Source organism: Neomesorhizobium albiziae (assembly GCF_900114255.1).
GTDB classification, from domain to species: domain Bacteria; phylum Pseudomonadota; class Alphaproteobacteria; order Rhizobiales; family Rhizobiaceae; genus Neomesorhizobium; species Neomesorhizobium albiziae.
Map to the genome: position 1 here is coordinate 295,482 of NZ_FOSL01000001.1, position 12,124 is coordinate 307,605.

A 12,124-nucleotide genomic window follows, 5' to 3' on the forward strand; every position below is an offset into this window, starting at 1 on the left:
GGCACCTCTCCCCCTGCCTGGGGGAGAGGAAACGCCGGCCGCTATGCCGGGCTCCATTCCTCTCCCTCCGGAGGGGGGAGAGGTGGCCCGAAGGGCCGGAGTGGGGGAAGGCAGAACCTACATGCGATAGCCCTGCCCGCCGATCGGGGGAAAGGTGCCGAGCGAAGCGAGGCGGAGTGGGGGTCGATTGCTTCGATCCGGAGGTTCTCCGATGATTTGGGAAACCGTCCGCCTCGCTCTCCGCTCGGTGCGCCGCAACGTCTTGCGCTCGTTCCTCACCTTGCTCGGCATCGTCATCGGCGTTGCCGCCGTCATTGCGATGATCACAATCGGCTCGGGCACCACCGAGAAGGTGAAGACCGACATTTCCAAGCTCGGCAGCAACCTTCTGGTAGTGCGCGCCGCGCGGCCGGACCGTTCCGGCTCCACCTCCTTCACCGCGCGCCAGCTCGACGACAAGGATGTGGCGGGGCTGGCCAAAGGTCTCGACGACGCCAAAGCGGTTTCGGCTGCTGCGCAAAAGACGGTGCGCGTGGTCTATGGCGCCGAAAATGTCGCTGCCGACGTCACCGGCACCGACACCGAATACTTCACCGCGCGTGACTGGGGCGTCGCCGAAGGCCGGCTGTTCACCGAATCCGAGGTGCGCAGCGGCACCAATGTCTGCGTCATCGGCGAGACGGTGCGCCAGCAGTTCTTCGGCGCCGGCGATCCCGACGGCCAGTCGATCCGCGTCAACCGCATGAGCTGCAAGGTCATCGGCGTGCTGCAGACCAAGGGATTTTCCGGCTTCGGCCAGGACCAGGACAACACCGTCATCATGCCGCTGGCCGCCTATCAGCGGCGCATCGCCGGCGACCGCGACATCGACACCATCTATGTCGCCGCGCGAGACGGTGTCGCGACCGCTAGGGTCCAGGAAAACATCGAGACCATCATGCGCGAGACGCGCCGCATCGCGCCCGACGGCGAGGACAATTTTTCGGTTCGCGACATGACCCAGATCGCCGACGCAATGGCCAGCGCCACGACTACGATGACCGGCATGCTGGGTGCGGTCGCCGGCGTCAGCCTGCTGGTCGGCGGCATCGGCATCATGAACATCATGCTGGTCTCGGTCACCGAGCGCACCCGCGAGATCGGCATCCGGCTCGCTATCGGCGCGCATGAAAAGCACATCCTCATCCAGTTCCTGGTCGAGGCGACCGTGCTGTCGCTATTCGGCGGACTGATCGGCATCGCGTTTGGCCTCGGCCTCGCCGCCGCGGCGTCCTACAGCCTGTCGATCCCTTTTGCGCCGAGCCTTGCCGTCGTCCTTCTGGCGGTCGGCTTCTCGGCGCTGATCGGCATGGTGTTCGGCTTCTTCCCGGCGCTGCGCGGCGCCCGCCTCGATCCCATCGACGCGCTCCGGCACGAATAGTCTGGGCGAGAGGGCGCGAAAAAGCGCCAACGCGACGGAATTTTCAGCTCATTGTTTCATCGCATAGATAGCCCCGCCTGAGCGCCTGCTGAAGCTCTGGAGAAACACTGCATCGTCGAACAGTTCGGGGAACTTGGGATTGTGATAGATGATGTATAGGCGGTACTCTGACTGCGCGAATGTCGCCTGCAGATTCCGGATGACTTTTTTCATCACGAAGTCGTCGAAGGGATTGTAGAGAAACAGCACGGTATCGCGCGCTGCAAACTCGTAGTCAGCCGCATCACCGAAGACGCATGCGATTTCTCCGCACCGGCGACCTTCAGGAGAGAGCCTGGCAATGTTTGCGGCCGCGATCTCCTGGAGTCGCCATGAAAACTCTATGCCGATCACGCGGCGGAATGGATATCCAGCGGCGACGATGAGAGCCCGCCCTTTGCCGGCCCCGAGGTCGATGAAATCAAATTGCTCGAATTGGATCGGCAGTGCGTCCAAATCTCTGGAGACTTCGCTCGCGTCAGATGGCTGGTAGCGCACCCCGTGTTCAATATTTTCACTCTCGACGTCCAGAGCCCAAAGCGGCTCCACGCCGTCAGTCTCCACTCCGGCCTCGTGATCAAACGCTGAACGCTCATCGGGTCGCCAACCGGCACTTTTTTTGATCAAGGCAATCAGGCGCTGCAGAAAGCTGAGGATCCCGTCGTTTCGTTTCTTCCGCTGAACAGCTCCAAAGAGCTGCCGCATACTCTGCAGCAGGAGTTTCGGTTCGTGGTTTCGGGAGAATGGGAGTGAGTTCACCCTTCCTCGATTGGTGACCAGCCAACCAATTGCTATTCCGCCGATCCCACCCCCAACTTTTACGACAGCGTCCGAAATTCTGGCGTGGCGGGATTGAACGAACAACTGGCTCAGTTCAAGGAGCACGGGCGTCGCGACAGCGATCAGCGCGATCAGGACGATGTGACGGGGATAGGCAATCAAGAACAACATGCCCAACAGGGCGAAACCTAAAATTTGCCCGTCCCCTATTGCGATACCTAAGAATTCCGCGTCATCAATCGCAGGTATTCTGGGACGGAGTTTTAACGGGGACAGCGTGGCGAACACCACAAAAGCAATTGCAGCCCACCCGGCCCAGCCGGCAATCTTCGGTAGCATCGAGACTTCCCTGGTTCGCTCGGCCGCCAGTCGGAAGTTTCTAAGAGCCTGTTTGATAACTCGCTGCGGTGAGTCAAATGGCGGTGGTTTCGAGAACCGGTACGTATAGTACGTGAGCACCGGAAGCGCAGAAAACGCCGTCAATTGGCCGCCGCAGTGGAGTTTCCAAACGGGCACTAAGCAACTGAGCCGTGGTATTGGGTATCATCTCAGTCGTAATCGAGATGGTCTCGGGCCATCAACTCAGCAATAGGGGGTAATCATTCTGATGTGTTTCGGCCCTTGAATACCGAGGTAGACTGCGCCCTCCTCTCCCAGTCCTGAGCTTGTCGAACGGGTTACGGGTGAGCACTGGGGTGAGGAGCAGCGCCCAGCTGGGCGGTGTTCAGATTCTGGTCAGACCGAGCCAGGGTCGAAGACGGGCGCGTTAGCGACAGGTGGATTTCGAGAACCGGAGCGCAGCGTACATGTGGGTACGTGAGCCGCGGCAAGCGGAGAAAGCCGCCATTTGCAGGCCGGCATCACCTCAAATCTCACCCGCCGAAGTGCCAGTTCATGAACGCCACCATATGCGGCTTGATGCCATCCGGCATGTCGCCGGCGCCGCGGATGATCACCGGCCCCTCGATTTCCGGGTCGGGTTCGACCGCCACGAACGCCCTCACCTTTTCCGCCGCCGTTTCGGCGTCGTCGTCGAGATAATAGCGCCGGAAGATCGCGGTGCCCGAATTCTCCGAATAGGCCTGGTAGCCGGCGTCGCGCCGCAGCCCGTCGAGGCTCAGCCCCGTTTCCTCGCCGAGTTCGCGCGCCATGTTGAAGTCGAGATCGACGCTCCCGTCGCGAAAGTCCATCGCCTCGAACGAGCCGGCGGCGAAATAGACGCCGCGCGGGCTTGCCGTATGCGCGCCCATGCGGATCGCCAGCAGCGCGTTGTCGGCCGTCACGAGCGCTGCATGCGCGTAATAATGTTCGGCGTGGCCGAAATTCCGGTGCTTGCGCCAGTAAAGGAAAGTGGCGAAGCGGATTTCGTGGCAGACCCCGGCCAGTTGCCGGTCGCGATAGGCCAGAGCCGAGGGCAACACCATCGTGCCGTCGAAGAATGCCGGGTTGGCGGCTTTTTCGCGTTGCCAGTTCGCCTCTATCTCGTCGGCATGTTCCAACGCCAGCGGATGCGGCGCCGGGTCGAGCCGCACATCGACGGCGTCGACCGGCAGGATGACGTTGCGCGGTATGTCGAAGGCCATTTTTCCGTCCTCAGAGGCCCCTCAGCCGATGTCCAGCGTCACCGCCACCGGGCAATGGTCCGACGCCTTGGGCCGGTCCCAGCCGGCGCGGGGGTAGCGCTCCACTTCCTGCCCCGGCGGGAAAATGGTGCGCCACGGCTGACCGTTGCGGATGATGTCGGGCACAGCGCCGGCATTCCTCCCCGCCAGCGCTTGCGAAACCAGAATATAATCGAGCTGGCACAGGTGCCGCTCCTGTGGGCCGCGCGTGTGATAGAGCGTCCAGCGGTCGAGTTCGGCGCGCCGCTCGACGAGGTTTTCGCAGAAATCCCCGGCCAGAAGCACGTTGAGGCTGGATTGCGCTTCGTCGGCAACCTCGAAACCATAGCCGGCATAGGCGTCGCCGCTGATGATGATGCGCTGCCGGTAATCGTTGAAATCGCCGCAGATCATCCAGTTCTTGTTCGCCGCGTGGTCCTTGCCGAAGCGGTCCTCGATGATGCGCCGCACCGCCTGCGCTTCGGCGACACGGACCGGCATCGAGGCATCGCGGCCGGGCAGCCCGTTGCGCGGCGAGCCCATCGACTTGAAATGCACGGAATAGATGGTCAGCGGCTTGCCGGCGATCTTCACGTCAATTTCCAGGCAGTCGCGCCGGAAAATCCGCTCATACGCTTCGTTGCCGAGGGCTGCGAGTTCCGGCGTGTGCAGGCCGAACTCCTCGTAGGTCACATGGGCGTGGCTGGTCATGCGCACGAATTCGATCGGCTGGCCGTGATGCGTCTGTTCGCGCATCATCACCGCGACATCGATGCCGCGGCTGTCATTGCCCGTCGAGGTGTATTTGTTGCGGTAGCCCTCGCCCACCATCTTGAACAAATAGCCGTATTCGAAGGCCTTCAGGGCATCGAGATTGTCGACTTCCTGCAGGCACAATATGTCGGCCCGGGTCGCGGCGATGGCCAGCGCGGTCAACTGGCGGGTATCGTCGGTGTGGGAGATTTCGCGCGCCTGCTCCAGAAACTTGTACTCCGCCTCGTCCTTGATGGCGAAAAGCGCCAGGCTGCGGTCCTGGTTGAGCTGGTTCCGATAACCGGAGAAATCGAACCGGTTCATCAGGTTTTCGACGTTGAAGGTGGCGATGCGAAGCGACATGGCCGCGAGCTTTGCCCGCTAGCGTCGGCAAAAACAAGGGCCACGGCCTGGCCTTTGCCAATGCATGTCGCCCGAAAGTGTCGGCGCTTTCGGGAGAAACGACATGCATCACCAAGATGCATGTCGCCCGAAAGTGTCAGCGCTTTCCGGCGACATGCACAACCGAGCGTCTCAATCAAAAAGCGGCGGGCCGGGCCTGAGGTGGCGGATTTCGAGAACCTGAGCGCGGCGCAGTTTGGGTACGCGGGCACCGCAGCGCAGAACGCCGCCATTTGCGGGCCGGCATTGCGCTGGATCGGAACCTTTTCCGTTCATCCCCCGTTCATGGACGTAGGCCCATGCTGTATCCATCTTCGCGGATGCCGGGCTTGGGCAGTCATGTCTTCTATTCTGGAGAACGACTATGTTTGCGAAACTGAGCTCCTTGGCGCGCAGTAGCCTGCTTGCCTTGGGCATGATCGGCGGCTTGGCGATGCCCGCCTTCGCAGCGCCTGCCGGCCTGGCGGCCAACCCCGCCGCCGGCGCCGAAAACAGTCTGATCCGTGTTCAGGGCGACGGCAGGTATTCCGATTGCATGCGCGGCGGTGATTGCTGGCGCGGCCGCCGTGGCGGCTTCGATGGCGGCCCCCGGTGGAGCGGTAGCAACCGAAACTGGGATGGCAATCGCAACTGGAACGGCAATCGCCATTACCGCGGGGGCTGGGACGACCGCCGCTACTACCGTAGGGGCTGGGATGACCGCCGCTACTACCGGCGCAACTACTACCGCCCGCGTTCCGGCATCTATTTCGACTTCTATTCGCCGGGCTTCTATCCGGACTACTATCCCCGCTACTACGAGCCGCGCTATTACGCACCGCGCCGCATCTATCGCGGCGGCGGCAGCGCCCATGTCCAGTGGTGCTACAACCGCTACCGCTCCTACCGGGCCTGGGACAACACCTATCAGCCTTATGGCGGGCCGCGCCGGCAGTGCTGGTCGCCCTACAGCTGATACCGGCTGAGAAATGACTGACGGCGCCCTCGCGGCGCCGTTTTCTTGTCGACCCCGCCCGCTCCGCGCCTTTACCGCGCGTTGATTTACCGAATCTACGCAACTTGCCGGTAGGGTGTGCTGGGATCCGGGTCAGGCCGCGCCGCCATGGCAGGCCCCCAGAGTGCCGACAGCAGGATTTTCGCGAAAAGATACGTCATGCCCGCCCTTCAGGAACCCGAACGCAAGCGCGAACACAGGCAGCGCGTCCTCAAGGGCGCTTCCATTCTGAATGGCGTTTCCAACTCGGAAGTCAGATGCGTTCTGCGCAACATGCATGCCAATGGCGCCGAGTTGAAGATCGACATCGACGCGCGCGTGCCCAACGAGTTCCTGCTTTACGTTCCCGTCGACGGCATCGCCTACAAGGCGGTGGTGCGCTGGCGGCGGGAAGGCCGTATCGGCGTGATGTTCACCGGCACCGAGCCCAAGCCCGCCTGGCACTACGGCTGACCGCAGCGCCAACCATCCCCCTCCCCCTTGTGGGGAGGGTTAGGGGTGGAGGTCACTCTTGCACTCGGCGCATGAACCGATCTGTGTTCAGATAAACTCCACGCCCAGCGCCGTCATCGAGCGCCAGCGCACGCGCGCCGTGCGCGGTCTGTCCTCGCCGGCAATCGCCAGTTCGAGTGTCGGCGGCACGGCCAGAGCCTCTCCGAAGCTCAGCCTGCCGCCGCGTTCAGACTGGTTGCGCAGCGTTCCTTCGAACGTGCTGAAGCCGCGGTTGAAGGAGAGCGTCGCTCCCTTCAGCACCCGCCTGCGCATTTCGCTCCTGCGGTCAGCGAGAATCCGGCCCTCGAGGCCGATCGCCTGTTCGGTTGCGTGCATCGTTCACTCCCTTCGCCTTTGTGGCAAAGGAAGCGAAGATCATGCCAACGCCGGTGTCCCGGGATAGTACACCCGCAAAGTGAGGCGAAGGAGGCAGGCCGCAACGCCTCAGTCCCCCACTCCCCGTTACGGGCCGGGGTGAGGGGCAACGGCTCCCGGCCGGACTTGAATCTAATACGCTCGGATTTGGGTAGGTGAGCCGCGGCAAGCGGAGAAAGCCGCCATTCTCAGGCAGGCATCACCTGAATATCGGCGCCCTAAAACGCCCGGATCACGCCGACCACATCGACGACAACATCCAGCCCGTCGAAAGTCTTGGGCAGCCTTTGCGCTTCCTTCTCGCGGGCGACAAAAACGTTGAGCGCAAGGTCGTCCTGCCGGGGATTGAGGCCGATACCCACACCCACCAGTCCGGCATCGCCAAACCGTTCCTCAAAAGCGCGCTGTATTGCAACGGCTTCCTTCATAGAGTGTTTCGTATCAGCCATTCATTCCTCAGATCAGCGTCACTCCCAATTGCGCCGTTACCGATGATATAGGGTTTGCGCCGGTAATTCCAACATTTCCGGCGCCGCCCGAGGCCGAGCCGGCAAACAGCAGCGCGACCGGCCTGCCCTCCTCGTCGACGATCAGCGAGCCGCTGTCGCCCGGCCGGCCGAAAGGCTGCGGCGCGGCATCCGTCTCGATGACGACCTGGCCGTCGAAACGCGCCATGCCGACGCCGACATCCACCAGGAAGTTGTTGACGTTGACGGCCCTCACCCGGCCACGCGTGTGGCGCGTCGTGCGGCCGGTCTTGAACACCGTCATGCCGGGAAGCGCATCCACGGGAGATCCCGCCTGCAGCGTCATCGCCGGTTTCGGCTCATTGTCGCTGTTGTAGATCGTTACGCGGTCCTCCTTGCGGCCATCCTCGACCAGCGTCGCGAAGGCAGCGTCCACGCGGTTCGGGAAGCCGCCAAATTGGATCGGCACGAAGCGCAGCAGTTCGGCGATGTCGTCATTGACCGGTTTGCCGCCGTCGCGCGCGCCGGGCTGCATGATCCGGGTGCCGACAGGCACGCTGTTCACGTCTGCCAGCACGTGGTTGTTCGAAAGCACGCCCTCCTGGCCGGTCAGGTTGTCCTTGCAGAAGCAGCCGAACGTGCCGGCATATTTGACGGTGGTCGGCGAGATCGAGCAGCCGAGCCGCAGGGGGTCGTTGCGGGTGGCGGTCCACAGCGGCTTCTGGCGGCCGATATAAACCACCTCCGCCTCGCCCTTCGCCGCGTCGACGATCTCCTCGACCACGGCGCTGTGCATCTTCTTGCGGTCCTGCACCAGGATCGCCAGCTTGGCGTCTACCCCGTCGGTGTCCTCGCTCACGCCGAGCGCGATATCCTCGACGGTGCGCTTCTTCTGCGTCTTGGGTCGTGCCGATTTCGTTTCCAGGAGCACCGGGTCGACGAACAGCCCAGGCAACGCCGTATCCGCTCCAGCAAGGCCGGGAAATTCGATGAATTCGAAGATCGTCCGGAAAATGCGGGCCTGTAGCTCGAGCGCGGATTCAAGTCTCATGTCGTTCCTCCAACGTGCCCCGCCAGAGAATCGCTAGTCTATCAAAGTTTCGGAGGGGGTGGATCGAACGGCGTTGGAGGGGCATGCGAGCGGACGATGTGGGTCGGGCTCGGCGCATCAATGCGACAGCCAATCTCCTCACCCAAACGCAGGTTGAAATCAACGAACCGTACCCGCCGGTACGCCTGTCGGTGACCCGGCTTACAGCGTACCCGTCGGTACGACAGCATTCTGAAAATGGGGAATTGAATTCCGCCTGTATGCGGTGGCGCAAAATGCCTGCTGAAACGGCAAAAAACGTGTCTTAGGCCGACCGTTTTTTCGCCGCAGCGCCTCCCAGTGAACAGTTTTCGGCCCGCCGATTGGTGTATTGCCAGGCAACACCTTGTTTTCAGAGGATGATTTCAGCGCGTCTCGCGCTCGGGAGACTTTTTGATCCACCCCGGCAAAAATGCGGGATCATCCCCGGGATTCGACAGCGCCTCCGTCCCCCTCTCCCCGTTCTTCACGGGGAGAGGGATGGGGTGAGAGATAAACCGTGGATTTTCCTTAATTTTTGGCCTTGTCCACCAGCTTGTTCTTGGAGATCCACGGCATCATGCCGCGCAGCTTGGCGCCGACTTCCTCGATCTGGTGGCTGTCGTTGTTGCGGCGGATGCCCTTGAAGCGGGCGGCGCCCGAACGGTATTCCTGCATCCATTCCGAAGTGAACTTGCCGGTCTGGATGTCCTTCAGCACGCGCTTCATCTCGGCCTTGGTCTCGGCGGTGATGATGCGCGGACCCGAAACGTATTCCCCCCATTCGGCGGTGTTCGAGATCGAGTAGTTCATGTTGGCGATGCCGCCTTCGTAGATCAAGTCAACGATCAGCTTCACTTCGTGCAGGCACTCGAAATAGGCCATTTCCGGCGCGTAGCCGGCTTCCACCAGCGTCTCGAAGCCGGCGCGGATGAGCTCCACGAGGCCGCCGCACAGAACCACCTGCTCGCCGAACAGGTCGGTCTCGCACTCTTCCTTGAAGTTGGTCTCGATGATGCCCGAACGTCCGCCGCCAACGCCGCAGGCGTAGCTGAGGCCAAGGTCGAGCGCATTGCCAGAGGCGTCCTGGTGCACCGCGACCAGGCACGGCACGCCGCCGCCCTTCTGGTATTCGCCGCGCACGGTGTGACCGGGACCCTTCGGCGCGACCATCAGCACGTCGACGGTCTTCTTCGGCTCGATCAGGCCGAAATGCACGTTGAGGCCGTGGGCAAACGCGATCGCGGCGCCGTCGCGGATATTCGGCGCGATCTCGTCGCGGTAGATGTCGGCCTGCAATTCGTCGGGCGTGGCCATCATCATCAGGTCTGCCCACTTGGCGGCCTCGGCCACCGATATCACCTTGAGGCCGTCGGCCTCGACCTTCTTGGCGGTCGCCGAGCCGGCCTTGAGGCCAACCGCCAGTTCCTTGGCGCCGGAATCCTTCAGGTTGAGCGCATGCGCCCGGCCCTGGCTGCCATAGCCGATGATGGCGACCTTCTTGCCCTTGATCAGATTGAGATCGGCATCACGATCGTAATAGACACGCATTTTCAGTGGTTTCCTTCCTGGTTTTGATCTTCACACGAAGCGGGCTTTGGGGCGGGATGTCTCCGTCCCGAAAAGGCTGAGAAATTGTTGCGTGGCGCGGGCGGCGTCGCGGGCGATCTCGGCGGCGCCAAGGGTCAGCGCATCGCCAAGCAGCAGGCGGATTTGCACATCGCGCCCGACCAGGCCGAAAAAAGTGCGGAACGCGGCTTCCGTATCCTCGAATGCGAGTAAACCCGCGGCTCTCCCCGCCTCCAGCAGCGGCTTCAGCCGCTCGCCGATGGCGAAGCGGCCATTGGCCAGCACGATCTGGCCGAGGCTGCTCTTGCCGGAGCCGGCATGCGAGACGGCGACGCGGTTCAGCGCGACCGAGGTGGAACTGGAGATCACCTGCAGCCAGTTGGCCCCAAACCCTTCGAGGCTGTCACGCAGCGCCGCCGCATCGAGATGCTGCAGATCGTAATTGCCTGCCCGCACTTTCGAGGCCTGCCATTGCACGGTGGCGGTCAAAAGGCCGTCGCGGTCGCCGAACCATTTGTAGAGCGTTTCCTTGGAACAACTGGCGCGCCGCGCCACCGCGGTCATGGTCAGCGCATCGCCCTCCTCCACCAGCAGACCAAGCACGGCGTCGAGCACGGCCTGCTGGCGGGCCGTAAGCTCCTGCTCGTCGTTGATGTTGAGGTCAGTCAGCAATGGCGTTCCTGTCCGAAGGTGTACGCTTCGTTACGATCGACCGCCCCGAGGGCGATCCAGTTCGAAAAAACCGCTTCCGTACCCAACGGTTCGATTGTTTTCCAAGCATTTGAGAGCCGTACCGTACGTTACGGTTCGGCTTATGCCGCAACTTGTTGCGCTCCGCAAGGCTGATGTCGGAAGTTTTTTAGTTGAGGAGATGCGGCGACTTCAGTCGGCGGGCGGGTCGCGCAGCCGGCCGAGCAGCCGTGCCAGCACGTCAAGATCCTCTGCCGGAAGTTTCGCGCCAACCAGTCCGGCAATCGAACGCCCGTAAACCGCCCACATGCGCCGGCGCATGTCGCGTCCTTGTCCCGTGATGCGGATGGTCTGGCCGCGGCCGTCGTCGGCCACCTTGAGCTTTTCGACCAGTCCGTCGATTTCCAGGCGCGCCAGCAGCCGTGAAACATTGTACTGCGCAAACAGCGTGCGTTCCGTGAGTTGGAAGGGCCGCAGACCTCCCTCGCCCGCTTCGGCAAGTTCGTGCAGAACGTCATACCAACTGAGCGGCGGCAGCCCGGCCTCTTTCAGCGCCTCCTCGGCTTTCTCCGTCAACTGGCGCGACACGCGCATCAGGCGCGCCCAGGCCTTGATCGCCTGGGGGTTCGGGGATGGTGCGTTCTCTCTCATGTGTGAACCATAAGAGATAGATGCATTTGCATCAAGCTTGACACAGATCTCATCCACCTCCATATACATGCAATTGCATCTATATGGAGAACCCGACATGCTTACGCTGATCAGCCACGACCTCTGCCCCTATGTGCAGCGCGCCGCCATCTCCCTGCGTGAAAAGGACGTGCCGTTCGAACGGATCGACATCGACCTCGCCGACAAGCCAGGCTGGTTCAAAGCCATTTCGCCGCTTGGCAAGGTGCCGCTGCTGCGTGTCCGCCACGACGGCGAAGAAACAGTCATCTTCGAATCCGCTGTCATCCTCGAATTCCTCGAGGAGACCGAAGCGAACCCGCTGCATCCGGCCGATCCCCGCGCCCGTGCCCGCCATCGCGCCTGGGTCGAATTCGGCTCGGCAATCCTCAATGCCATCTGCCGGCTCTACTCCGCGCCCGACGAAACCGCCTTCAAGGCCGAGGCGAAGACGCTGTCCACGATGTTCGACCGCGTCGATGCCGAATTGGCCCGCAACGGCGAAGGACCATGGTTCGACGGCGAGCGTTTCTCGCTGGTCGACGCCGTCTTCGGGCCGGTCTTCCGCTATTTCGATACTTTTGACCGGATCGGCGACTTCGAAATCCTCGCCGGCAAGCGGCGGGTTGCCGCCTGGCGGCAGGCGCTTGACCAGCGCCAGTCAGTGAAAAGCGCTGTCTCCGCCGACTATCCGGAAAAGCTGCGTGCCCATCTGGCGCAAAAGCCGTCACATCTTGCTGCCCTCATCCGTCAGCAGGACGATCTCTCCATGCCGCTTCCTCTCGCCCGATCGGCCTGAGCGGA

General features: G+C 62.4%; 13 protein-coding genes. 4 read left to right on the forward strand and 9 right to left on the reverse strand.

The window, feature by feature from the left end; all coding sequences use genetic code 11:
* The first annotated feature begins 211 nt into the window (after window positions 1-211).
* Entirely contained in the window at window positions 212-1,420 is a 1,209-nt protein-coding gene (locus F3H98_RS01415; RefSeq protein ID WP_149757517.1) for an ABC transporter permease, read from the forward strand.
* A gap of 48 nt (window positions 1,421-1,468) precedes the next feature.
* Here F3H98_RS01415 and F3H98_RS01420 read toward each other — a convergent pair whose 3' ends face one another.
* The 3 genes from F3H98_RS01420 to F3H98_RS01430 all read right to left on the reverse strand — a co-directional run bounded on the left by F3H98_RS01420 (window position 1,469) and on the right by F3H98_RS01430 (window position 4,956).
* A complete protein-coding gene (locus tag F3H98_RS01420) occupies window positions 1,469-2,578 on the reverse strand; it encodes a class I SAM-dependent methyltransferase (protein ID WP_149757519.1) in 1,110 nt (369 codons plus the stop codon).
* A gap of 533 nt (window positions 2,579-3,111) precedes the next feature.
* Window positions 3,112-3,822 (reverse strand): hypothetical protein, encoded by a 711-nt coding sequence (locus F3H98_RS01425; protein WP_149757521.1) that lies wholly within the window; start codon window positions 3,820-3,822, stop codon window positions 3,112-3,114.
* A gap of 21 nt (window positions 3,823-3,843) precedes the next feature.
* On the reverse strand, window positions 3,844-4,956 hold the full coding sequence (locus F3H98_RS01430; protein ID WP_149757523.1) for an endonuclease/exonuclease/phosphatase family protein: 1,113 nt from the start codon (window positions 4,954-4,956) through the stop codon (window positions 3,844-3,846).
* Between the two features lie 403 nt (window positions 4,957-5,359).
* On the opposite strand from F3H98_RS01430, the gene F3H98_RS01435 reads away from it, so the two are divergent.
* Together F3H98_RS01435 and F3H98_RS01440 are read left to right on the forward strand one after the other, a co-directional pair.
* A complete protein-coding gene (locus F3H98_RS01435; protein WP_244621557.1) occupies window positions 5,360-5,950 on the forward strand; it encodes a BA14K family protein in 591 nt (196 codons plus the stop codon).
* 198 nt (window positions 5,951-6,148) lie between these two features.
* Complete coding sequence (locus tag F3H98_RS01440; RefSeq protein WP_149757525.1) at window positions 6,149-6,442, forward strand: PilZ domain-containing protein; 294 nt, start codon at window positions 6,149-6,151, stop codon at window positions 6,440-6,442.
* 87 nt (window positions 6,443-6,529) lie between these two features.
* Here the strand turns inward: F3H98_RS01440 and F3H98_RS01445 are convergent, their stop codons facing one another.
* The 6 genes from F3H98_RS01445 to F3H98_RS01470 all read right to left on the reverse strand — a co-directional run bounded on the left by F3H98_RS01445 (window position 6,530) and on the right by F3H98_RS01470 (window position 11,302).
* Complete coding sequence (locus tag F3H98_RS01445) at window positions 6,530-6,817, reverse strand: PilZ domain-containing protein (RefSeq protein WP_149757527.1); 288 nt, start codon at window positions 6,815-6,817, stop codon at window positions 6,530-6,532.
* 257 nt (window positions 6,818-7,074) lie between these two features.
* Window positions 7,075-7,305, reverse strand: coding sequence for a hypothetical protein (locus F3H98_RS01450; RefSeq protein WP_149757529.1), 231 nt, complete (start codon window positions 7,303-7,305; stop codon window positions 7,075-7,077).
* 7 nt (window positions 7,306-7,312) lie between these two features.
* Window positions 7,313-8,374 (reverse strand): Nal1-like putative serine protease, encoded by a 1,062-nt coding sequence (locus F3H98_RS01455; RefSeq protein WP_149757531.1) that lies wholly within the window; start codon window positions 8,372-8,374, stop codon window positions 7,313-7,315.
* 549 nt (window positions 8,375-8,923) lie between these two features.
* On the reverse strand, window positions 8,924-9,943 hold the full coding sequence (gene ilvC, locus F3H98_RS01460; RefSeq protein WP_149757533.1) for a ketol-acid reductoisomerase: 1,020 nt from the start codon (window positions 9,941-9,943) through the stop codon (window positions 8,924-8,926).
* A gap of 30 nt (window positions 9,944-9,973) precedes the next feature.
* Window positions 9,974-10,633 carry a TetR/AcrR family transcriptional regulator C-terminal domain-containing protein gene (locus F3H98_RS01465; protein WP_188130301.1) on the reverse strand — a complete coding sequence of 220 codons (660 nt, stop codon included), beginning with the start codon at window positions 10,631-10,633 and terminating at the stop codon, window positions 9,974-9,976.
* 210 nt (window positions 10,634-10,843) lie between these two features.
* Window positions 10,844-11,302 (reverse strand): MarR family winged helix-turn-helix transcriptional regulator, encoded by a 459-nt coding sequence (locus F3H98_RS01470; protein WP_149757535.1) that lies wholly within the window; start codon window positions 11,300-11,302, stop codon window positions 10,844-10,846.
* Window positions 11,303-11,399: 97 nt separating this feature from the next.
* Here F3H98_RS01470 and F3H98_RS01475 point away from each other — a divergent pair, with 97 nt between their 5' ends.
* The gene (locus tag F3H98_RS01475; RefSeq protein WP_210249648.1) at window positions 11,400-12,119 is read left to right on the forward strand and encodes a glutathione S-transferase family protein; all 720 of its coding nucleotides are present in this window, start codon (window positions 11,400-11,402) and stop codon (window positions 12,117-12,119) included.
* Window positions 12,120-12,124: the final 5 nt, after the last annotated feature.